Annotated in this window: 21 protein-coding genes; 11 read left to right on the top strand and 10 right to left on the bottom strand. The window is 65.4% G+C overall.

Annotation, left to right across the window (positions count from 1 at the left end; translation table 11 throughout):
- Window positions 1-187 precede the first annotated feature (187 nt).
- The 4 genes from LV28_RS39740 to LV28_RS39725 all read right to left on the bottom strand — a co-directional run bounded on the left by LV28_RS39740 (window position 188) and on the right by LV28_RS39725 (window position 3553).
- Window positions 188-1138, bottom strand: a complete 951-nt coding sequence (locus LV28_RS39740; RefSeq protein ID WP_023596746.1) for an urea transporter — start codon at window positions 1136-1138, stop codon at window positions 188-190.
- Window positions 1098-1316, bottom strand: coding sequence for a hypothetical protein (locus LV28_RS49000; protein WP_025249382.1), 219 nt, complete (start codon window positions 1314-1316; stop codon window positions 1098-1100). Before LV28_RS49000 ends, LV28_RS39740 begins: the two co-directional genes overlap by 41 nt.
- Window positions 1317-1499: 183 nt before the next feature.
- The gene (locus tag LV28_RS39730) at window positions 1500-3218 is read right to left on the bottom strand and encodes a glutamine--tRNA ligase/YqeY domain fusion protein (RefSeq protein WP_023596744.1); all 1719 of its coding nucleotides are present in this window, start codon (window positions 3216-3218) and stop codon (window positions 1500-1502) included.
- Between the two features lie 137 nt (window positions 3219-3355).
- The gene (locus tag LV28_RS39725; RefSeq protein ID WP_023596743.1) at window positions 3356-3553 is read right to left on the bottom strand and encodes a hypothetical protein; all 198 of its coding nucleotides are present in this window, start codon (window positions 3551-3553) and stop codon (window positions 3356-3358) included.
- A 155-nt stretch (window positions 3554-3708) separates the two neighbouring features.
- Between LV28_RS39725 and LV28_RS39720 the strand changes: the two genes are divergently transcribed.
- The 9 genes from LV28_RS39720 (at window position 3709) to LV28_RS39680 (ending at window position 14380) form a co-directional block, all read left to right on the top strand.
- On the top strand, window positions 3709-4224 hold the full coding sequence (locus LV28_RS39720; RefSeq protein WP_023596742.1) for a hypothetical protein: 516 nt from the start codon (window positions 3709-3711) through the stop codon (window positions 4222-4224).
- Between the two features lie 581 nt (window positions 4225-4805).
- Window positions 4806-5039 carry a hypothetical protein gene (locus tag LV28_RS39715; protein WP_023596741.1) on the top strand — a complete coding sequence of 78 codons (234 nt, stop codon included), beginning with the start codon at window positions 4806-4808 and terminating at the stop codon, window positions 5037-5039.
- 99 nt (window positions 5040-5138) lie between these two features.
- Entirely contained in the window at window positions 5139-5606 is a 468-nt protein-coding gene (locus tag LV28_RS39710) for a GNAT family N-acetyltransferase (protein ID WP_023596740.1), read from the top strand.
- Window positions 5607-5723: 117 nt separating this feature from the next.
- The gene (locus LV28_RS39705; RefSeq protein ID WP_023596739.1) at window positions 5724-7655 is read left to right on the top strand and encodes an ATP-binding cassette domain-containing protein; all 1932 of its coding nucleotides are present in this window, start codon (window positions 5724-5726) and stop codon (window positions 7653-7655) included.
- A gap of 305 nt (window positions 7656-7960) precedes the next feature.
- Window positions 7961-9940: a DNA topoisomerase IV subunit B gene (locus LV28_RS39700; protein ID WP_023873793.1), complete on the top strand. Its 1980-nt coding sequence runs from the start codon at window positions 7961-7963 to the stop codon at window positions 9938-9940.
- 117 nt (window positions 9941-10057) lie between these two features.
- Window positions 10058-10465 carry a DUF4399 domain-containing protein gene (locus tag LV28_RS39695; RefSeq protein ID WP_031627326.1) on the top strand — a complete coding sequence of 136 codons (408 nt, stop codon included), beginning with the start codon at window positions 10058-10060 and terminating at the stop codon, window positions 10463-10465.
- Complete coding sequence (locus LV28_RS39690; protein WP_069106837.1) at window positions 10446-11381, top strand: lytic transglycosylase domain-containing protein; 936 nt, start codon at window positions 10446-10448, stop codon at window positions 11379-11381. Before LV28_RS39695 ends, LV28_RS39690 begins: the two co-directional genes overlap by 20 nt.
- 197 nt (window positions 11382-11578) lie before the next feature.
- Window positions 11579-13915 (top strand): DNA topoisomerase IV subunit A, encoded by a 2337-nt coding sequence (gene parC / locus LV28_RS39685; protein WP_023596735.1) that lies wholly within the window; start codon window positions 11579-11581, stop codon window positions 13913-13915.
- 12 nt (window positions 13916-13927) lie between these two features.
- A complete protein-coding gene (locus LV28_RS39680) occupies window positions 13928-14380 on the top strand; it encodes a CopD family protein (RefSeq protein WP_023596734.1) in 453 nt (150 codons plus the stop codon).
- A 5-nt stretch (window positions 14381-14385) separates the two neighbouring features.
- Here LV28_RS39680 and LV28_RS39675 read toward each other — a convergent pair whose 3' ends face one another.
- Window positions 14386-15309, bottom strand: coding sequence for a LysR substrate-binding domain-containing protein (locus tag LV28_RS39675; protein ID WP_025249379.1), 924 nt, complete (start codon window positions 15307-15309; stop codon window positions 14386-14388).
- Between the two features lie 141 nt (window positions 15310-15450).
- Here LV28_RS39675 and LV28_RS39670 point away from each other — a divergent pair, with 141 nt between their 5' ends.
- Window positions 15451-16716 carry an MFS transporter gene (locus LV28_RS39670; RefSeq protein WP_038620660.1) on the top strand — a complete coding sequence of 422 codons (1266 nt, stop codon included), beginning with the start codon at window positions 15451-15453 and terminating at the stop codon, window positions 16714-16716.
- Window positions 16717-16827: 111 nt separating this feature from the next.
- Here LV28_RS39670 and LV28_RS39665 read toward each other — a convergent pair whose 3' ends face one another.
- From LV28_RS39665 to LV28_RS39645, 5 genes are all read right to left on the bottom strand, one after another.
- Window positions 16828-17283: a RidA family protein gene (locus LV28_RS39665; RefSeq protein ID WP_023873801.1), complete on the bottom strand. Its 456-nt coding sequence runs from the start codon at window positions 17281-17283 to the stop codon at window positions 16828-16830.
- A 179-nt stretch (window positions 17284-17462) separates the two neighbouring features.
- Entirely contained in the window at window positions 17463-18653 is a 1191-nt protein-coding gene (locus LV28_RS39660) for an aminotransferase-like domain-containing protein (protein ID WP_023596732.1), read from the bottom strand.
- 142 nt (window positions 18654-18795) lie between these two features.
- Complete coding sequence (locus LV28_RS39655) at window positions 18796-19692, bottom strand: DMT family transporter (protein ID WP_023873802.1); 897 nt, start codon at window positions 19690-19692, stop codon at window positions 18796-18798.
- Window positions 19693-19764: 72 nt separating this feature from the next.
- The gene (locus tag LV28_RS39650; RefSeq protein ID WP_023873803.1) at window positions 19765-20451 is read right to left on the bottom strand and encodes a VOC family protein; all 687 of its coding nucleotides are present in this window, start codon (window positions 20449-20451) and stop codon (window positions 19765-19767) included.
- 103 nt (window positions 20452-20554) lie between these two features.
- Complete coding sequence (locus LV28_RS39645; RefSeq protein WP_052408638.1) at window positions 20555-20902, bottom strand: DUF2917 domain-containing protein; 348 nt, start codon at window positions 20900-20902, stop codon at window positions 20555-20557.
- A 291-nt stretch (window positions 20903-21193) separates the two neighbouring features.
- On the opposite strand from LV28_RS39645, the gene LV28_RS39640 reads away from it, so the two are divergent.
- Complete coding sequence (locus LV28_RS39640) at window positions 21194-22639, top strand: aminotransferase-like domain-containing protein (RefSeq protein WP_072619095.1); 1446 nt, start codon at window positions 21194-21196, stop codon at window positions 22637-22639.
- Window positions 22640-22808: the final 169 nt, after the last annotated feature.

The following is a 22808-nucleotide window of genomic DNA, read 5'->3' as shown; positions in this document are numbered from 1 at the left end:
AAGCAGCGATAACAACAAGCCGTAGTTGAAAATGCTCCGGCGCCCGAAAGGGCGCGAACGTGAGCGAGGGCAGGCCAAAACCACACAGGGAAGCTGAGTCATCTCCACGGCCGCGCAGACGGCAGCTTCTCGAAACGGGGTTAGCGATGAGCGAGTGCCCGGAACGTCGACCGTTCCGGGCATTTTTTTATGCGCTTTCCGGCGACGGCTGCGCTCGTGAGACGGCGAGCACCGTCCACACCGCAAGATTGAACGGCAGGGTGAAGTAGGGCCAGCCGATCGGCGCGAGGGCGTGACCGAGCACGACACACAGGATGCTGGCCAGCCAAGCGCCCGCGAAGCGCTGGGAGGCCGGGCGACCGAAGGCACCGAGGCCCAGGGCGGCGAGAAACGCATTGACACCCATGCCCCCGGCCTGCGCCGCGATCGACGGCCAGGACAGGCCGAACGAGGTGAGCGAGCTGAGCGAGGCCAGCCATGTCGGCAATGTCCGTGAAACGAGCGAGGTGGCGGATACGAGGCCTGCCCAGACGGCTACCGCCGCCGCGAGCGCCCAAAGCGTGGCGCGAACGTTCCAGAGTGCCAGCACGTACCAGGTCAGCAGGCCGAGCACCAGCGGCGCGATGAAGACCACCTGTCCCACCGAGCAGAATACGAACCCGGGCGTGGCGGCGTCGCAGGCCAGCGCGCCCGCGCGTGGCACCAGACCGACCCAGGACTGTGCGACCCAGGTGAGCGCCATCACGCCGATGAAGGGGCCTGTGAGCGCTGGAAACCGGCGGCGCGCGAGTCCGGCGGACACGACGACGGTCAGTGCCACGCATGCCGCGAGCCAGACGAAGCCGGAGACGCCGGGTTGCCAAAGCGCGCCGAATGCGATGCCGGTGAGCGCCGCGTTGTAACCCACGAGCCCCTTTCGTCGCTGCTCGGCCGGCAGTCGCAGCGCGATGGCGATCGCCGAGGCGATGGCGCTGGCCGCCAGCCCGGTGAGGGCGGCAGGGCGATCGGCGAGCGCGAGGACCGCGAGCAGCAACACACCGGCGCCAGCCGACGGAATGAAGTAGATTTGCGCGAAGTTCGCGGCCAGTCCATGCAGCTCATCCGCCAGGCGTTGGAGGACCCCACCGCCGGACGGCAAGGTCGGTGCGGTCGATGAGATCGACGCGTTCCGTGATGTCGGTGAGCTCGGTGAGCTCGGTGAGCTCGGTGAGGGCGCCGCCCCCGGCGAGGTCGACGTAGCGGGCTGCATTGACGAAGGGCGGAGCGTGGGCATGGACGGGCGTCGGAAGCGGCGGCTGGCGAATGAGAACGCGCATTCGGTGAGTCGAGGCCGGACTGGGTATCCGGCGATGTCGGTCGCGAGCATACGCCGAACCGACGCAGACGGGCGTGCGCGCGCCTTATAGTCGATATTTCAGGCGAAGGCGAGAGCGAAGGCACAAAGCAAAAACCCGCGCTCGGGAGCGCGGGTTTTGCGTTGAGGGGCGGGACGCCTGGGCTTACTTGCCGCCACCCTTGGCCGGCTTCACTGCCCAGCTGTCCTTGAGCGAGACGATGCGGTTGAACACCGGTTTGCCCGGGACCGCGTCGTGGCGGTCGGCAACGAAGTAGCCGTGACGCTCGAACTGCACGCGATCTTCCGGCGCCGCGCTCACCAGCCCCGGCTCGATGTACGCCTGCGTGACGCGCTTCGCATTCGGGTTGAGGGCGTCGAGGAAGTTCTTCTCGCCGGCATCGGGATGCGGGTCCAGGAACAGGCGGTCGTAGATGCGCACTTCCGCGGCCAGCGCGTGCGCCGCGCTCACCCAGTGGATGTTGCCCTTGACCTTGTAGTTGTCCGCGCCCGGCGTGCCCGAACGGCTGTCCTCGAAGTAGTTGCAGTGCACCGCCGTGACATTGCCGTCGGCATCGGTGTCGAAACCGGTGCACTCGACCACGTAGCCGTAGCGCAGACGCACCTTGTTTCCCGGGAAGAGCCGGAAGAAGCCCTTGACCGGCTCGGCCTGGAAATCTTCGCGCTCGATCCACAGCTCGCGCGAGATCGGGAACGTGCGCATGCCGCGCTCCGGGAAGTGCGGATGCACCGGCGCCTGGCAGTCTTCCTGCTGGCCTTCGGGGTAGTTGTCGATGATCAGCTTGAGCGGATCGAGCACGGCCGTCGCGCGCGGTGCCTTCGGATCGAGGTCATCGCGCAATGCCTGCTCGAGAATGCTCATGTCGATCCACGACGCCGACTTGGCAACGCCGATGCGCTCGCAGAACAGTTGCAGGCTCTCGGGCGAGAAGCCGCGGCGACGCAGGCCGACCAGCGTGGGCATGCGCGGATCGTCCCAACCGTCGACGAACTTCTCGTCGACCAGTTGACGCAGCTTGCGCTTGCTCGTGATCGCATACGTCAGTTGCAGGCGTGCGAATTCGATCTGTTGCGGCGTGGGGCGCGTGAACATGCCCGCATCGGCCAGCTCACCGAGCACCCAGTCATAGAACGGGCGCTGGTCTTCGAACTCCAGCGTGCACAGGCTGTGCGTGATGTTCTCGATGGCGTCCTCGAGCGGGTGGGCGTACGTGTACATCGGGTAGATGCACCACGCGTCGCCCGTGCGGTGGTGGTGGGCGTGCCGAATCCGGTAGATCGCCGGGTCGCGCAGGTTGATGTTGGGCGACGCCATGTCGATCTTGGCGCGCAGCACGTGCGTGCCGTCGGCGAATTCGCCCGCGCGCATGCGGCGGAACAGGTCGAGATTTTCCTCGACGGTGCGATTGCGGAACGGCGAATCCTTGCCCGGTTCGGTGAGGGTGCCCCGATTGGCGCGCATGTCTTCGGCGCTCTGGCTGTCGACATAGGCCTTGCCGCGCTGGATCAGGATTTCGGCGCCCTGATACAGCTGCTCGAAGTAATCGCTCGCGAAGTACAGGTGTTCCTTTTGCGGCGTCTGATAGCTGAAACCGAGCCACTTGACCATGTCGATGATCGAGTCGACGTATTCGGTCTCTTCCTTTTCGGGGTTGGTGTCGTCGAAGCGCAGATGGCACACGCCGTCGTAGTCGCGCGCCACGCCGAAATTCAGGCAGATCGCTTTGGCGTGACCGATGTGCAGATATCCGTTCGGCTCCGGCGGAAAGCGCGTCTCGACGCGCTGGCCCCATTTGCCCGAGCGATTGTCTTCGTCAATGATGTTGCGGATGAAATTGGATGCCGCGTTCAGCTCTGTGCTCATGCCAGTCCAGTGTTCGGAGTTTGGCGAATATTCTACCGTACCGCACTGCACCACGGGCGAGCATCGATGCGCCGACACGCAGGCGCCCCGGGCGCCCGCGCGATGCCCCGCGCATGCGAGGCACCCGCGCGGCGGGACTAGACCGTCGGCGCTTGCGCGGACGCGCGCTGCCCCGGCCAGTTGGCATAGGAGAGCAGCCACAGCGAAATGATGTTGATCACCGGAATGAAGGCCAATATCGTGAACCACGGCGACAGGCCCAGCCGGGTCAGAATGCGCCAGACGGGGATTCCGACGAGCACGATAGCGACGAGCAAGCCAATCAGACTGGACATACGATATCTCCCTGAAGTCCCGCCGGCGGCGGGTTGTGACCCAGTATATAGCGTCGCCCGGTACGCCCGCCCTTCACCGCGGCTGGATTGTCCTATCCTGAAAACACTGCCGGTCCCACCGGCGGCTCTGTGAGTGACCCTTCCGGGAGGACATCATGGAACTACACCTCCACTCGCATCGCTACACGCACCGCTCGCCCGACTGGGCCGCCGCCGCCGTGGCCGGTTTCGTCGCCTGCGCCTTTTTCTCCGCCGTGGAAATGCTCATGGTGCTGCTGGTCTCCGGCCAGAGTCCCTGGGTGCCGCCGCGCATGGTGGCGGCCATCGTCCTCGGGCCGGGCATCATTACCCAGCCCGCCACGTTCGATCTTTCCATCGTCGCCATGGCGCTGGTCGTCCACGCCACCATCGGTGTGGTGCTCGGCGTGGTGCTGGGCGCGATCGTCGCCCCGTTCCGGCTGGATTCGGACGTAGTGACCGTATCGGTCGCGGGCGCCGTGTTCGGTCTGGCCGTGTATGCCGTGAACTTCTACGTCATGACGCAGCTTTTCCCGTGGTTCATCGAATCGCGAGGCTGGACGATGCTCGCCGGACACGTCATCTTCGGCGCGTTCGCCGGCTACATGTACTGGATCCTGCGGCAGATGGACGAGCCTTCGGCAAGCCGCTGACGTCGGGCGTTTGGCATCGAGTCGACGCGTCAAACGGCACGGTGCGTCGATTTCTGCTATCATTCGTCAACTGCACTCGATTTCCCGCTAATTCCGGGAGCCCTGAGGGCAGTCTTCAGCGGTATGCCTTGCCGGGCAAAAGCGTTGCCTGTCCGGCGAAAGCGAGCGCACGACACGAAAACCACTACAGAGGTGTCGCGCGACGCGTTGTGGCCGCCGCTCCGAGCGCTCAGGCGCTCCCGCCGCCGTCCGTACCGGATGCGCGGTCATCGTTCCCCGAAACAGGAAGTCGTTCAGATCACCCGCATTGCGTCAGGTTTGCGCAATTCAGGTGCGCACGCGGCCTGCACCGTCTTGCATCGAATTCGCGCTCAGGCGCGTCCGACATGGCCTGACCCAGTGAGCCCCGTGGGCCTGTGTCGCTTGTGTCGGTCATGCGAATGTCGTGTCTTTGTCACATTCGGTCGCTACGCTGCGTGCACTTCACGGAAACATTTGTGCAAATTTGCACTCTCACCACCGTAAGCCGATTCGAGAGGAATAGTTATTAGTCAATTTTTTTGCAGTAGGAAGAATACAAAATGAAAACAACCCAATATCAGGAATTCCAGTACGTCGTCCATGCCGTCGAGCGCGACAATGCTCGCTGGGACGCGTTCTACGAGATTCATCGCCCGACCCGTCAGGGGTTGGAGAAGGTAGGGGCGTACCAGGTGCAGACCGCCTATGGTTTCGCCACGCAGGGCAACGCCCTCGACGACGCGGAGCGTAACGCCCGTGCCGATATCGAGCAGGGCATCGTCTATTATCAGTAAGCCGGTTTTTCCCTTCCCCCTTGTGTGCGAGATGCGGCATCGCCGTTTTGCGACGGTGCTATAGTCCCGCCTTTGCGTCGCGAGGCTGGAGAGTCGGGAATGGAATGGATGTGCAAGTCGTTCGATGAACTGGGCGCCACGTTGCTGTACCGCATTCTGGCCGCGCGCAACGCGGTGTTCGTGGTGGAGCAACAATGCCCGTATCAGGACATCGACGGTCGCGACCCTCAAAGCCTGCATCTTGTCGCGCAATCGCGTGACGCGTCGAATCAACCACAGATTGCCGCGTACCTGCGGCTGTTACCTCCGGGGCTGGCCTACGACGAAGCGTCGATCGGGCGGGTGATCACGGCGGCGTCGCACCGGGGCACCGGGCTCGGGCGCGAATTGCTTGCGCGCGCAGTGGCCATCGCCGAAGCGAAATGGCCAAAAGCCCCACTGCGAATCGGTGCGCAGGCCCACCTCGAGGCGTTTTACGGTAGCTTCGGATTCGTCAAGGCGAGCGAGCCCTATGACGAAGACGGCATCATGCACATCGAAATGCTGCGTGCGCCAGCGAGCCCCTAGACGCGCGTCGGCAAGGCGGCGCGGCGGATGTTGTCGCCGCGGGTGCCGCAATTTCGGCCGGGGCAATGCACCCGGCACTACAATATCTTCCATCGCAGTTCACGCGTTTCCCGACACATGGCCTTGTACTCCATCACCGGCGCCCAGTTGGCGTTCGGTCACGTGGCATTGCTCGACAATGCCGATTTTTCGCTCGAAGCCGGTGAGCGCGTCGGGCTTATCGGACGCAATGGCGCCGGCAAGTCGTCGCTGCTCAAGATCGTGGCGGGGCTGACCGCGCCCGACGACGGCCTCGTTGCGCGTCAGGCCGGCCTGAATACGGTCTATGTACCGCAGGAGCCGCAGTTCGATCCGGCGCAAAGCGTGTTCGACGCCGTTGCACTCGGGCTGGGCGATCTGCACGTGCTGCTGTCCGACTACGACCACACGGCCGAGGCGCTCGCCGACGCACCCGAGGGCGCGGAGCACGACGCGCTGCTCGCCCGCCTGAACAGTTTGCAGTCGTCGCTCGACGCCGCCGACGCCTGGCAGCTCAAGACGCGCGTGGAGACCACCATCGCGCAGCTCGGCCTCGACGGCCATGCCCGCGTGGGCGCGCTCTCCGGCGGGATGCAAAAGCGCGTGTCGCTCGCGCAGGCCTGGGTGGCGAAGCCCGACGTGATGCTGCTCGACGAACCGACCAACCACCTCGATTTCGAGGCGATTCGCTGGCTCGAAGAGTTGCTGATCGGCTATCGCGGTGCACTGCTGTTCATTACCCACGACCGCAGCTTCCTCGATCGCGTTGCCACGCGCATCGTCGAACTCGATCGCGGACATTTGCTCTCCTACCCGGGCAACTTCACGCAATATCAGGAACGTAAGGCGGCCCAGCTCGAGGTCGAGCGCGTGGAGAACGAGAAGTTCGACAAGTTGCTCGCGCAGGAAGAAGTCTGGATCCGCAAGGGAGTGGAGGCGCGTCGCACGCGCAGCGTGTCGCGCATCGAACGACTCAAGACCATGCGCAACGAACGGGCCGAGCGTCGCGAGATCCAGGGCAACGTGCGCATGGACGTGGCGCAGGCCGAGAAGTCGGGCAAGATCGTCGCGGAGCTGACCAACGTCACCAAGTCGTACGACGGTCGCGTGATCGTGCGCGACTTCTCGGCGACGCTCATGCGTGGCGACAAGGTCGGTCTCGTGGGACCGAACGGCGTGGGCAAGACCACCATGCTCAAGCTGATCCTCGGCGAGATCGCGCCGGACAGCGGACAGATTCGCGTGGGCACGAACCTGCAGGTGGCGTACTTCGACCAGATGCGCGCGCAACTCGACCCGGAACGCAATCTGCTCGACACGATCAGCCCGGGCAGTGACTGGATCGAAATCAATGGCACGCGCAAGCACGTCATGAGCTATCTGGGCGATTTCCTGTTTTCGCCGGAGCGCGCCCGCTCGCCGGTGAAGTCGCTCTCCGGCGGCGAGCGCAATCGTTTGCTGCTCGCGCGCTTGTTCGCGCGTCCGGCCAACGTGCTCGTGCTCGACGAACCGACCAACGATCTCGATATCCCCACGCTCGAACTGCTCGAGGAATTGCTCGAGGAGTACAGCGGCACGGTGTTCCTGGTGAGTCACGACCGGACGTTCCTCGACAACGTCGTGACCTCGGTGATCGCCGCCGAGGGCGACGGCCACTGGCGCGAATATGTCGGCGGCTTCACCGACTGGCAGGTGCAGAGCGCGCGCGCGGCGGCGCTTTCGGCACAGCATGCGCCGGCGGACGTTGCGCCGAAGGAAGCCGCGAGCGCAACCCGACGCGGCACGAACCGCACGGTCAAGCTCAGCTACAAGGAGCAGCGTGAACTCGACGGGCTGCCCGAGCGCATCGCCGCGCTCGAGAACGAGCAGAAAGACGCGGCCGCCAGGCTCGAGGACGGTTCGATCTTTGTGAAAGATCCGGCGGCCGGGGCGGCGCTGTCCGAACGTTTCGAGGCGATTGAACTGGAGTTGCTCGAGGCGCTCGAACGCTGGGAAGTGCTCGAGGCGAAGCAGCGCGGCGAGAGCGCCTGATCGCGCTCGTCGCGTTGGGGTTCCCTTCGCGACACGAAAGACACGCAGGCGGCCGGTTGTCCGGCCGTCTTGCGTTGGCACCGTGGCGCGCTAACCCGAAGGCGCCGCGAGTGACAGTACAATAGGCCGCGATTCATGCGGTGCCGTCCGCACGTCGGACGGGCACCGAGTGCCCATTATGTGGGCGCCGCAACTCAAGTCGTTGATCCGGCGTCACTTTTGTCATGTGTTAATGGGTTTTCCCCGTGGTTGTCCACAGGAAGTGTGGATAATCGGCGGGCGCCGAACCCCAATTCAGTCACGCTATGTCGAAAAAAAATACGCCTGCCCAGTACAGCGAAGCGTCCATCAAGGTCCTCAAGGGCCTTGAGCCGGTCAAGCAACGCCCGGGCATGTACACCCGCACGGAAAACCCGCTGCACATCATTCAGGAAGTCATCGACAACGCGTCGGACGAAGCGCTTGGCGGGTACGGCAAGGAGATTCTCGTCACCCTGAACCGGGATGGCTCCGTGAGCGTCGAGGACGACGGTCGCGGCATTCCGGTCGGCATCCATCCGGAAGAAGGCGTGCCGGTGGTCGAAATCGTCTTCACGCGGCTGCACGCCGGTGGCAAGTTCGACAAGGCTGCCGGGGGCGCGTACACCTTCTCGGGCGGTCTCCACGGGGTGGGCGTGTCGGTGACGAACGCTCTGGCCACGCGGCTGGCCGTGACGGTCTGGCGCGATGGCCAGGTCTCCGAGCTCGAATTCGCCGACGGCGGCAACGTCAGCGTGGCGCTGCATTCGCGAGCGGCGCAACGTGGTGAGAAGAGGAGTGGCACGCGTGTCACGGTCTGGCCGGACGCCCGATACTTCGATAGCCCCACATTGCCGCTGGGCGAGTTGCAACGCCTGCTGCGCTCGAAGGCCGTGCTGTTGCCGGGCGTGCGCGTCACGTTGCGCCAGGAGAAGAACGGCGAAGCGCAGAGCTGGTTCTATGAGCATGGCCTGCGAGGGTATCTGGTCGAATCGCTCAACGGCGCGGAGCCGCTCATTCCGTTGTTCGAAGGCGAGCGTTTCGCCGACGGCAACGAAGACAGCTTTGCGGAAGGCGAGGGCGCCGCGTGGGTCGTGGCCTGGACCGAAGACGGTGCGCAAGTGCGCGAGTCTTACGTCAACCTGATTCCCACGCCTGCCGGCGGCACGCATGAATCCGGCCTGCGCGAGGGGCTGTTCCAGGCCGTGCGCGGCTTCATCGAACTGCACAATCTCCAGCCCAAGGGCGTGAAACTGCTGCCTGAGGACGTCTTCTCGCGCGTGTCGTTCGTGCTCTCGGCCAAGGTGCTCGATCCGCAGTTCCAGGGGCAGATCAAGGAACGCCTGAACAGTCGCGATGCCGTGCGTCTCGTGTCGTCGTTCACGCGCCCCGCGCTCGAGCTGTGGCTCAACCATCATGTCGAGCACGGCAAGAAGCTCGCCGAGCTCGTGATCCGTCAGGCCCAGGCGCGCACGCGCGCCGGTCAGAAGATCGAGAAGAAGAAGAGCTCAGGGGTGGCGGTGCTGCCCGGCAAGTTGACCGATTGCGAGACCGAGGACATCACGCGCAACGAACTCTTCCTCGTGGAGGGCGACTCGGCGGGTGGGTCGGCGAAGATGGGGCGTGACAAGGAGTTTCAGGCGATCCTGCCGTTGCGCGGCAAGGTGCTCAACACGTGGGAGACCGAGCGCGACCGCCTCTTCGCCAACAACGAAGTGCACGATATCGCCGTGGCCATCGGTGTGGATCCGCACGGCGCGAACGATACGCCTGACCTGTCGAACCTGCGCTACGGGAAGATCTGCATCCTCTCCGATGCTGACGTCGATGGCTCGCATATCCAGGTGCTGCTGCTCACACTGTTCTTCCGGCATTTTCCGCAACTCATCGCCAAGGGCCACGTCTACGTTGCGCGTCCGCCGCTGTATCGCGTGGATGCGCCGGCCCGTGGCAAGAAGCCCGCGCAGAAACTCTACGCGCTGGACGAAGGCGAACTCGAGTCGATTCTCGACAAGCTGCGCAAGGACGGGGTGCGCGAGACCGCCTGGTCGATCAGCCGCTTCAAGGGGCTGGGCGAGATGAGCGCGGAGCAGCTCTGGGAAACGACCATGAACCCCGATACCCGCCGGCTGAGCCCGGTGGCGCTCGGCGGCCTCGATTTCGATGCCACGGTCGCACGCATGAACATGCTCATGGGCAAGGGCGAGGCGGCCCAGCGCCGCAGCTGGCTCGAGGCCAAGGGCAACGAAGTCGAAGCCGACATCTGAGCGGCTCGCAATCTTTCCCACGATAGGAGCCTCGCGCACGTCCAGGCGAGCGTGAGCGCTCACATAATGGGATAATCCAACCTCCACCCTACCGGGAGTCGCGTTATGTTGCGTTCCATGCGTTGCATTGTCGTGCCGTTGGCGTTCGCGTGCGCAAGCACTGCCGTTCTGGCACAGTCGGCCCAGCCGCGCGTCTTCTTCGTAGCGCCCGCCAATGGGGCCGTGGTGAGCAACCCGGTGGTGGTCAAGTTCGGCGTCGAGGGCATGACGGTCAAACCGGCTGGGGAAGTGGTGGCCAACACCGGCCATCACCATCTCATCATCGACGGCGATCCGATTCCGGCAGGTCAGGTCGTACCCGCAGACGACTCGCATCTGCATTTCGGCAAGGGCCAGACCGAGACGACCGTCAATCTCACGCCGGGCGACCACGCGTTGACGATGCAGTTCGCCGACGGTGCGCACCGGTCGTACGGTCCGGCCATGAGCCAGACGATCAAGGTGCATGTCAAAGGCCAGCAATAATCAACTTCCGGTGACGGATCGGCTTCGCGCGATCTGTCGGCCCGCGTCCCTGAGGCGTTTTGCGGGCGTCGCGCTGGCAGCCGCGCTGCTTGCCGCGACACCGCTCGCGCACGCCGAACTCTATGGCTACGTCGACGAGAACGGTGTCGCGCACCTTGCGGCGCGCAAGCTCGATGCACGTTATCGCCTGGTGCTCGGCACGAGCGGCAATGTGGACCTGCGTGCGTCGCAAGGCGGTGTCGTCAGCGGCGCGGACCGGTCGCGCCTCTACGACGCGCTGGCGCGCCATCCCAACCTGAAGAAACTCGCGCCCCTGATCGCGCAGGCGTCGAAGCAGTTTCACGTCGATGCGGCGCTGCTCAAGGCGGTCATCGCCGCCGAATCGGGCTTCGACAGCGACGCCGTATCCCCGAAGGGCGCCGTCGGGCTGATGCAGGTGCTGCCGACCACGGGCGAGCGCTACGGCGTGCGTGCCGACGCACGACGCACAGTAGCCGACAAGCTGACCGATCCGCGGACGAATGTCCTGACGGGGGCGCGTTACCTGCGTGATCTTCAATCGCGCTATCCGAATCGTCTCGAACTCGTGCTCGCGTCTTACAACGCCGGCGAAGGGGCCGTGGCGCGCCACGCCAATCAGATTCCCCCTTACGCCGAGACGCGCGACTACGTCGCCGCGGTGCTCGAGCTTTACCGCCGCTTCAATCCGGACGCGCCCGTCATCGCTGCCGCCGGCGCGCCACTGCGTGCGGGCGCGGCGAAGGTCGGCGGGGCGCGGGTGAGCGGATCTCGTGACGGGCGAATTCACGTCATCCTCGGCGCGCCCTCCGGTCTGCCGGTCGTGCCGGCAACGCTGCCCAACGCGTCGGCACGGGCGCCGGCGTCGGCGCTGTCGTCGCCGCCGGCCACGGACTAGCGCACGTCCCGACCCCGGGCCACGACGGATGGTCGGCGACGCCGTCCGGATGCCAACCCCGCACGAATCTGAATTCGCGACTTGCTTTGCCGTTCGCCCATGCTTTTTGCCGAAATGTGCCGACGAGCTTGGTATGATCTCGCGGTCGACGTCTCCCCGAACATTCGCCAAACGTTCGCAGCAAACCCACAGGTTTTATGGAACAAGTAGAAGATCTCTTTACGCAACCGTCGGATGACGACACGCTCACGCTCGGCGCATACGCCGAGCGTGCTTATCTGGATTACGCCATCAGCGTGGTCAAGGGCCGTGCCCTGCCTGACGTTTGCGATGGTCAGAAGCCGGTGCAGCGCCGGATTTTGTTTGCGATGAACGAAATGGGCCTCGCGGCCGACGCCAAGCCGGTGAAGTCGGCGCGCGTGGTCGGCGACGTCCTCGGTAAATTCCATCCGCACGGCGATCAGTCCGCGTACGACGCACTGGTGCGCCTGGCGCAGGACTTCTCGATGCGCTATCCGCTCATCGACGGCCAGGGCAATTTCGGTTCTCGCGACGGCGACGGCGCGGCGGCCATGCGGTACACGGAAGCGCGCCTGACGCCGATCGCGAAACTGCTGCTCGATGAAATCGACGCGGGTACGGTCGATTTCGTGCCGAACTACGATGGCTCGACCGAAGAGCCGCGTCTGTTGCCGGCGCGCCTGCCGTTCGTGCTGCTCAACGGGGCCTCGGGCATTGCCGTGGGCCTGGCAACGGAGATTCCGTCGCATAACCTGCGCGAGGTGGCGTCGGCGGCCGTGGCGTTGATCCGCAATCCGAAGCTCGACGACGCGGAGTTGATGACGCACGTGCAGGGCCCGGACTTCCCGGGTGGCGGCCAGCTGATCTCGAGCGCCGCGGAGATTCGCTCCGCCTATGAAAGCGGGCGCGGCAGTCTCAAGGTACGTGCACGCTGGAAGATCGAGGAGATGGCGCGCGGCCAGTGGCAGGCGGTGGTCTACGAGCTGCCGCCGAACACGTCCGGCCAGAAGGTGCTCGAGGAAATCGAGGAAATCACCAATCCGAAGGTCAAGCTGGGCAAGAAGTCGCTCACGCCCGAGCAGCAGAACCTCAAGCAGTCCGTGCTCGGCATGCTCGACGCCGTTCGCGACGAATCGGGCAAGGACGCGCCGGTGCGCCTGGTGTTCGAGCCGAAGTCGAGCCGCATCGACCAGCAGGAATTCATCACGATGCTGCTCGCGCACACGAGCCTCGAATCGAGCGCATCGGTCAACCTGGTGATGGTCGGCGCCGACGGGCGCCCGGGACAGAAGTCGCTTCGCGAAATCATCACCGAGTGGATCGGCTTCCGTTTCGAAACGGTCACGCGCCGCTCGCGCCACCGTCTGGGCAAGGTCGACGACCGGATTCATATTCTCGAAGGCCGCATGATCGTCTTCCTGAATATCGACGAGGTCATCCGGATCATTCGCGAGTCGGACGAGCCGAAGGCCGCGCTGATGAACGCGTTCAAGCTGAGCGAGCGTCAGGCGGAGGACATCCTCGAGATTCGCTTGCGTCAGTTGGCGCGTCTGGAAGCGATCAAGATCGAACAGGAACTCGCCTCGCTGCGCGACGAAAAGACCAGGCTCGAGGAGCTGCTGGCCAACGACAGCGCGATGAAGCGTCTGATCATCAAGGAAATCGAAGCCGACGCGAAGCAGTTCGGCGACGAGCGGCGCACGCTGATCCAGGAGGAGAAGCGTGCGGTGGCCGAGGCGCGCGTGGTCGATGAACCCGTCACGGTGGTCGTTTCCGCCAAGGGCTGGGTCCGGGCGCTCAAGGGGCATGGGCTCGATGCACAGGGCTTCTCGTTCAAGCAGGGCGACGCCTTGTACGGCGCATTCGAATGCCGTACCGTGGATCCGCTCATCGCCTGGGGCAGCAACGGCCGTGTCTACTCGGTGGCGGTGTCGCAACTGCCGGGCGGGCGCGGCGACGGCGTGCCCCTGACGTCGCTGATCGAGCTCGAATCGGGCTCCCGGCTGTTGCACTACTACGCGGCGTCGGGCGAGCAGCCATTGCTGCTGGCCACGACGGCGGGCTTCGGCTTCACCACCAAACTGGGCGACATGGTCAGTCGCGTGAAGGCGGGCAAGTCGTTCATGACCATCGACGAGGGCGCCGAGCCGTTGGCCCCGACGCCGATCTGGCAGGGGGCAAGCGCCGTGGCGTGCCTGTCGAGCGACGGTCGCCTGCTCGTTTTCGGCATGGACGAAATGAAGTCGCTCACCGGCGGTGGACGCGGCGTTACGCTGATTGGACTGGAAGCGAAGCAAACGCTGGTGTCGGCAGTGCCGATCAGCGAAGCCGGCGTGATCGTCCATGGCGAAGTGCGTGGCGGCAAGTTGCAATCGGAGGCCCTCTCGGGCGCATCGCTAGCGCCGAACATCGGCAAGCGTGCGCGCAAGGGGCGTGCGCCGGGCGTCAAGTTCGCGACGTTCAAACCACGTTCGCTCGAGCCGGTGTTGCCCGCCGCGCCCTCGGCATCCTGACGGGAGTCACGCATGAGCGTTTATGCCTTCAGTCTGTTTCTGCATCTGGTGAGTGTCGCCGTCTGGATCGGCGGCATGTTCTTCGCGCTGGTGTGCCTGCGCCCGGCGTCGTCGGAGCTCTCGCCGCAGCAGCGCCTGCCGTTGTGGGAGGCGGCGCTCACGCGCTTCTTCACCTGGGTCGGGGTGGCCATCGTGGTCATCCTGCTCTCGGGCGGTCACATGATGCTCGGCATGGGCGGCCTTCACGCGCGCTGGCCAGTGCATGCGATGGCCGGCATCGGTGTGGTGATGATGCTCGTCTTCGGTCACATCCGGTTTGCCCTGTTTCCGCGCCTGCAGCGGGCGGTGCAGGCGCAGTCGTGGCCGGACGGCGCGGCGGCGGTGAACGGCATTCGCCGCCTCGTGATTCTCAATCTCGTGCTCGGCGTGGTGGTGATCGGGCTGGCCGCGTCGCTGCGCGGCTGATCGTCTCAGTCTGCCTGCTGCGACGTCGCGTCGAGCTGCCCGGCCACTTCGCGGCACATTGCCGCGAAGGCCTGAACGAGCGGACTGGTGTCGTCGCGACGCTTTGCCAGCAGCAGCGGGGTATGGGCGTCGGGCTCGCTCAGGGCCCTGAAGCGAACGCCCTCGATCTGGATGCAACGCACCGCCTCGGGCAATACCGCAACGCCCAGGCCGCTGGCGGCGAGCGCGACGATCGTCGTCGACTCGCGCGCTTCCTGCACGACGCGCGGGGCGAAGCCCGCACGCTCGCACATGCGACGGATCTTTCCATCGACTGCCGTCCCGACGTCGGGCGGATGCATGATGAACGCCTCGTTCGCCAGATCCGCGATCGACAGGCTCTCCCGGTGCGCCAGTGCATGCCCCTGATGCAATACGACCACCAGCGCTTCGTCGATCAACGTTTCGAAATGCAACCCTGACATGGGCGGTGCGTCCTCCGCCTGTCGCAGCAGACCGATGTCGAGCGTGCGCTCGGTCAAGGCATCGCGCTGGCGCTCCGAGGGCGACTCGCTCAACGTGAGTGTCACGCGCGGATATCGTTGCCGATAAGCGGTCAGCACGCGCTTCATCAGATTCGTCATCGGCGCCGAGGTCGTGAATGCGATGCGCAGTTCCCCGGCATCGAGCCCGGCAATCTGCTGAACTTCCCGGCGCGCCGCATCGGCATCCGCGAGGATCTGACGCGCGCGCGCGAGGAATGTCCGCCCGGCCGCCGTCAGGAAGACGCGTCGCCGCGAGCGCTCGAACAGCGCCACCCCCAATTCCTCCTCGAGGGCGCGAATCTGCATCGATAACGGGGGCTGCCCGATATTGAGCTTTTCCGCCGCCCGACTGAAGTGCAGTTCCTCGGCCACGGTGACGAAGTAACGTAAGTGCCGCAGTTCCACCCCTGCCTCCTTGCCGGTGCTCGATTGATTGCTTTTATATATGAAAATGTCGCTTAAATATATATTGGACGATGGGTAACGGCAAACCTATCATTCGTCGTATACATTTCATTCTTGGCTCGCGCGAGGCGGGCCGGCGTCATGGCATCAACGAATTCCCTTCCTTTTCCCAAGGGCGCGGCGGCAGGCGGCGAATCGGCGTCCGCGCTTCCGGCGGGCATCGCCCGAGGCACGCGCGAGTACGCCGTCATCAGCCGGGCGCTCTTCTTCGGCGGCTTCTCGACGTTTGCGCAGTTGTACTGCATGCAGTCGCTGTTGCCGCTGCTGACCACCACGTTCGGTATCACGCCGGCGCAGGCCAGTTGGTCGGTGTCGGGGGCGACGATGATGATGGCGCTGGGGCTGCTCGTGACCTGCGTGGCGGCCGATCGTGTGAGCCGCAAGCGCATGATGACGATCGCGTTGCTGAGTTCGTCGGTGCTCACGATCGCCAGCGCGTTTTCCACCAACTTCCAGACCGTTGTCATTCTTGGCGCGCTCAAGGGACTGGCGCTCTCCGGATTGCCGGCCATCGCGATGGCCTACCTGAGCGAGGAGATCGACCAGCGCTCGCTCGGCATGTCGATGGGGTTGTACATTGGGGGCAACATTCTTGGCGGCATGGCAGGGCGCGTGCTTTCGGCCTTCGTCGCCGACATGTTCTCGTGGCGGGTGTCGGTTGCCGCCATCGGCCTGGTGTGTCTCGCGATGGGCCTGGAGTTCGCGCGAAGCCTGCCGCAGTCGCGTCGATTCACGCCGCGCCACATGACGGTGCGTGAGGCGCTCGGACATGCGCGCCGCCATCTGGGCGACCCGGCGCTGCTGGGCCTCTATCTGTTTGCCGGTCTCATGATGGGCAGCTTCGTGAGCATCTACAACTATCTGGGCTTTCACCTGTCGGCGCCGCCGTTTCAGTTGCCGCACGCCGCCATCGGCGCGATTTTCGCGATGTACCTGATCGGTGTGGTGGGTTCGTTCATCGCAGGCCCGCTGTCGGACCGCGTGGGGCGTCCGCGGCTGCTGTGGGTGCTGGTCGCGCTGTCGCTCGTGGGGTTGCTGACGATGCTCGCGTCGCAGGTGCTGGGCGTGGTGATTGGCCTCGCGATTTTCACGTTCGGCTTTTTCGGGGCGCACACCGTCGCGAGCAGTTGGGTCGGACGGCGCGCGACGCAGGGGCGGGCCATCGCTTCGGCGCTGTATCTGTTCTTCTATTATCTGGGCTCGAGCCTGCTCGGCAGTTATTCCGGCGTGATGCTTAAGTCGCACGGCTGGTACGGCGTGGTCGGGCTGCTCACGGTCACGGTGGTCGTCTCGTTGGGCGTTGCCGTTGCCATGCGTCGCGCTTACGGCAACGCCAAGCCGCTCTGATCGACGCCGGAAACGGCTTCCGCCGAAAGCACAACAGCCACCCGAGAGTGGCTGTTGTCGTATTCACCGTTCGCAAGGCGCGCACGTTGCGCCGCCTTGCGCATGCCGGATTCACGCGAGTTCGGCAATCAGTTCGATCTCGACGCAGGCGTTCAGCGGAATCTGGGCCACGCCGAAGGCCGAGCGGGCATGCTTGCCGGCGTCGCCAAACACTTCCGCGATCAGCTCGGAGGCGCCATTGGTCACCAGGTGCTGCTCGGTGAACTCCTGTGTCGAATTCACGAGGCTCATGAGCTTCACGATGCGCTTGACCTTGTTCAGGTCGCCCGTGTGTGCGTGCAGCGTGGCGATCAGTTCGATGGCGACGGCGCGCGCGGCGGCCTTGCCTTCGTCGACGCTCACGTCCTTGCCGAGCTTGCCGGTCCAGATCTTGCCATCCTTCTTCGGCAGGTGGCCCGAGAGGAACACAGTATTGCCCGTTTGGGCGCTCATGACGTAAGCGGCGGCGGGGGCGCCGGCGCTCGGGAGTTCGATACCCAGTTGCTTCAGTTTGTCGTAGACGGACATGTACAGCTTCCTTGCAGAGGCGTTGATGGGATTCGGGCCGGCGCAACGAGGACGTCATTGACGTCGATCGAACGGCGCCGGCGAGTGCGCTGGCGATGCGCGGGCGTGGCCGGCGTGGCGGGCCAGCGGCACCTGGCGCCAGGTCGGTGCGAGCAACACCGCCCCGGCACGCGCACCGATCAGGCGGCGCGGCGCGTGAGCGCGTCGGCGACGAGCGCGCCCAGACGCGCCACACCGACTTCGATCTTGTCGGGCGGCACCGTCACGAACGACAGTCGCAGCGTATTCGACTGCGGCGTGCCGACGTAGAACGGAGCGCCGGGCACGAACGCCACGTTCTGCGCAATCGCTTTTTCCAGCAACTGCATGGTGTCGATGCCTGCGGGCAATGTCAACCAGATGAACATGCCGCCGGCGGGCGTCGTCCACGTCGCATCGGCTGGCATGTGCCGGGCGAGCGAGGCGAGCATCGCCTTCGCCTGCGCGGCATAGAGCGTGCGGATCGACGGAATGTGCGTGTCGAGGAAGCCGTCTTTCACGACTTCGTACGCGATGCGCTGCGTGAGGCTCGGCGTGTGCAGATCGGCGGCCTGCTTGGCCTGCACGAGCTTGGCGATGACGGCCTGCGGCCCGATGATGAACCCCAGGCGCAGACCCGGTGCCAGCACCTTCGAGAACGATCCCATGTAAAGCACGTGCTCGGGCGCGAGTGACATCAGGCTCGGCAGACGCTGACCCTCGTAGTCCAGCTCGCCATACGGATCGTCTTCGATGATCGCCAGGCCGTCGCGCCTGGCCACGGCCGCCAACGCTTCGCGGCGTGCCATCGGCAGGCGACGACCGGTCGGGTTCTGGAAGTTCGGCATCGCGTACAGAAAGCGTGCGCCCTGCACCAACGCCGGCGTGAGCGCTTCTGGCAGCAGGCCGTGGTCGTCGGTCGGCACAGGCACGTACTCGGGCGAGAACAGCGAGAACGACTGCAATGCCCCGAGATAGCTTGGCGCTTCCACGAGCACGCGGCTGCCTTCGTCGATGAAGATCTTGCCGATCAGATCGAGCCCCTGCTGCGAGCCCGTGGTGATCAGCACGTTTTCGGGGGCGAGCGTAAGGCCGTCGCGCGAGTAGCGCTTTGCGATCCATTCGCGCAGCGGCGCGAAGCCTTCGGTCGCGCTGTACTGCAGGGCGGCCTGCGGCGATTCGGTCAGTACGCGATCGGCGGCAGCGCGCATCTGGGCGACGGGAAACGTGGCGGGCGAGGGCAGGCCGCCGGCGAATGAAATGACGTCCGGGCGCTCCGTGACCTTCAGGATCTCGCGAATGGCCGAGCTGGTCAGATTGCGGGCACGTTCCGAATATTGCCAATCATGCATGATGGTCTCGCTTGGATGGTGCGGCGTTTGCGTATCGCCGCGAGTGTCGGACGCCGCGGGTGCCGAAGGCGTGAGGGCAGGCGCAGGCGTCAGGGGGCAGACGCGGGGCGGCGCAAGGATCGCACGCGCCGCCGCAGCGTCGTCAGACCGGTTTGCCCGTGAGTCGCGAGGCGCCGATCTTCATGTTCTTGCCGAGTGCAATGGTCAGTACCACGCCCGCGGCGAACAGCCAAGTGACGGTGTCGACCTGTTCGCCGAAGAACAGCGCGGACAATGCAATCGTGAAAAAAATCTGAAGCAATTGTACTTGGCCCACGCGCGCGATGCCGCCCATGGCGAGGCCCGCGTACCACGCGAAGAACCCGATGAATTGCGAGAACAACGTGACGTAGGCGAACGCGCCCCAGGCCTTCGCGCTCACCGGCCACGGCTGATGCCACGCGAGCCAGCCCACGGGCACGAGCAATACCGGCGCGGACACCACGAGCGCCCAGCAGATCACCTGCCAGCCACCCATTTCGCGCGCGAGCTTGCCGCCTTCGGCATAACCGAGTGCACCGATGACGACGGCGAGCAGCATCAGACCGTCTGCCGCGTGCAGGCTACCGCCCCCGGCGCGCAGTGCGAACGCGATCACCAGTGCGCTGCCCGCCAGGGCGCAAACCCAGAAGCCGCGCGACGGGCGCTCGCCACCGAGCCAGTAGGCATAGATGGCAACGAAGAAGGGCTGCAGGCCGTTGACCACCGCGCCGTGCGACGCGGGAATCGTCTTCATGGCCCAGGCGGAGAACACGGGGAAGGCAATGATCACGCCGAGCGAGGTGACGGCGAGGCGCTTGAGCTGACGCGGCGTTGGCCAGGGTTCGCGTCGCCACCAGAGCAGCGCCCCCGCGAACACGGCGGCGACGAGCGCGCGACCCAGTCCGTTGAGCAGCGGGTTGACCTCCGCCACGACGATGCGCGTCATCGGCAGTGTCAGGCTGAAAATGAGCACGCCGATCAATCCGATCAGCATGCCCTGCGATTCGCGCGAATTCATGATGTCGCCTCGTGTGTCTCGGGGTTCGTCTGCCCGCCATGCGTTGTGCCGGGCATCGTGGGCGGTGTCGGATCAGCGCAAGGTGCGCGGCCCGTCGGGGGTTTCGATTTCGGCGGCGAGCGACGGCTCGACCAGCGTGTCTTCAATGCGAATCAAGGCGTCGCCCCCCAGCCATTGCAGTTGTTCGTTGAGGACGCTCGCCCGGGGGTGAAAGCCGCGCAAGGCGGTCACCGCGCAGTCCGAGGACGGCAGCGACTCGCTCGGATGGTGCGGCGAATCCCACTGGATCAACGTCGGCAGCAAGCCCTCGCCGGCGCCTTGCCATGCAGGCAGGCTGCCGTCCTCGGGCACACCGATCCGCCACGTCAGCACGCCGCGCTGCATTTCGATCACCGGCGCGAGGCGCGTCGGGTATTGCGCCTGCCAGCGCGGCAGCGAGCGAGGCCGCTCCACGCGCGCCACCCAGTGCGCCAGATACGGGCCGCGCGCCAGCCGTGCCTGCACCGCGTCGTCGTCAAGCCCGAACCAGCGCGGGCGCGCAGGTGCGGGTGCCTCCGGATCGATCGCGATGATCTCGAGATAGACGCCGCCCCACAGACCCAGCAAGCTGTTGTGGGTACCCATGCGGGCGTGCTTGCCGCCGCGCTGCGGCACGACGTCCTTCAACCCCAGTTGCTCGATGACATGCGCCTCGCCGGCTTCCAGCGTGGCGGCGGCGACAACGAGATGGTCCAGTTTCAGGGCGTGGGGTGTGGACATAGTGGGTTCAGACGGCAAAACCGATAGCTTACTCCGGCTCGTGGGGCCGTCGCGCATTCGACAACGTGCACGGCGACGCGATACCGGCGCATCCGCGCAGCGCTCATGTCGCCGCGCGGCTCGTCAGGCGGGCCGACAGATCCCGCCACACCAGACGCCAGGCGAGGCGGCCCGCGCGCGGTGCACGCGATCCGGCGATGGCCGAGAGTGTGGTGGCCGGCTGACTCACGCGCAACCGGGCGCCTTCGTTCCAGGTTCCCAGCCACACGCGCTGGCCCGCGCGGATTTCGAAACTGTCGCCCGCCCGCAACCAGTGGTCGGCGGGTTCGCCCTCCACCGTCAGCCACAGCAGGCCTTGCAGGACCTGAAGCGATTGCGGCCGGTCGGCAGCCGGGCTCTGCCAGAAGACGGTCTGATCCCGGTCCAGTTCGAAGAGTCGGATTTCACGCATGGCGGTCTCCAGTTGAGGGGACACTTTATCGGTTAATGCCGGTACAGTACCGATACAGATGCGCATCTAATCTTCGGTACAGTTCGGGATTGACAGGGAATGTGGCTGGCGTAAAGTGGCGACCCATGAGCGGAATGGGGCTGACACTTTGACCACGAGGCAACTGTCAGCCGGAAGGGCGTCACCTGTCGGAGGCGCCCACCGCAAACGCCGGCACCGGCACAACCGGTGCGTTCCGTAAGTTTGGCGCAGCGCGCCCCTCATCCGAGGGGGCGCGAAGGTGGATGGACGATGACGACAACGAACCGCATTTCCCCGCTGGTCCTTGCGGACAACGCGGCGCTCGACACCGCGCGCATGACGCTCGTCGATCAGCTCGTGCATTGGGCGAGCCTGCGTATCGAGGAGCGCGTGTTCCTGCCCGGCATGCGCATGCCGTCGATTCGCGCATTGGCCGAAGACAAGCGCGTGTCACGTTTCTCGGTCGTCGAAGCGTACGAGCGGCTGGTGGCGCAGGGGTATCTCGAAGCACGTCGCGGCTCGGGGTTTTACGTGCGCGAACGGCCGGTGATGCCGCCGCAGAACGCTGCCGCGCCCATGGTGGCCCAGGGGCCGCTCGATGTGGCGTGGCTCGTGCGCAGCATGCTGCATCAGGTGGCGCCCGAGCGCGGGCCGGGCATGGGATATCTGCCGTCGAGCTGGCTCGACGCCGACATGATGACGTCGGCCATGCGCTCGATGAGCCGTCAGTCGAGCGCGCATCTGTTGCAGGCGGGCAATCCGCACGGTTTCCTGCCGCTGCGCATGCAGCTTCAGACCCAGCTCGCCGAACTGGAAATCGGCGCACGCCCGGAGCAGATCGTGCTGACGTCGGGCATCACGCAAGCGGTCGATTTCCTGCTGCGGCTTTACGTGCGCGCGGGCGACACCGTGCTGGTGGGCGATCCGGCGTGGTTCGTCGTGTTCGGCCGGATCGCGTCGCAGGGCGCCCACACGGTCGGGGTCCCCTACACCCCCGACGGGCTCGACATGCAGGCGCTGGAGCGTCTGGTGCAGCAGCACCGGCCGAAGCTGCTCATCCTCAATTCGATTCTGCAGAACCCGACCGGCACATCGCTCACGCCGGCGCGCGCATTCCAGATTCTGCGGCTCGCCGAGCAGTACGACTTCATGGTGCTCGAAGACGACATCTACTGCGACCTGTGCCCACCGCACCAGCAGGTCGCGCGCCTGGCGAGCCTCGATCAGCTCAAGCGCGTGATCTACATGGGCAGCTTCTCCAAGACGCTCGCAGCCAACCTGCGCGTGGCGTTCGTGGCCTGCTCGCCGGCATTGGCAAAGACGTTCGTCGACCACAAGATGCTGTCGGGCTCGACCACGCCGGAGATCAACGAACGCATCGTCTACAAGGCGTTGACCGAGGGACACTACCGGCGCCACGTGGAGCGTCTGCGCTCGCGCCTGGACGAGGTTCGCGACGGCGCGCGGCGCAACCTGGAGCGCATGGGAATGCGCATGTTCGGCGATCCGACGTCAGGCATGTTCCTCTGGGTCGACACGGGCGTCGACACGAATGCGATCGCGGCGGCCGGTCACGAGGCGGGCTTCCTGTTCGCGCCCGGCGCGCTGTTCTCGCCGCGTCAGGCGCCCAGCACGTGGATGCGCATGAACATCGCCTGTTCCAGCGACCCCGCCATGCTGATGTTCCTCGCCCGCCAGCTTGAAATGGCCGCGTAAGGCCTGAGGTCCGCAACCTGCGGTGCGCGCCACCGGCGGTGGCGGGGCCATCGCCGAGTCTTGTCGGTACGCGCCACATCGTCGTGCATCTCGCGGCAAAATAACCCTTCCGGCGGCCTTGAAATGCCGGTCGCCCGTCCCTATGTTCCAGCATGTACCGCCGGCGCGG

Origin of the sequence: Pandoraea pnomenusa, from assembly GCF_000767615.3 — a bacterium.
Classification (GTDB): domain Bacteria; phylum Pseudomonadota; class Gammaproteobacteria; order Burkholderiales; family Burkholderiaceae; genus Pandoraea; species Pandoraea pnomenusa.
The sequence above is the reverse complement of the archived record's forward strand: the minus strand, read 5'-3'. Positions and strand labels throughout refer to the sequence as shown.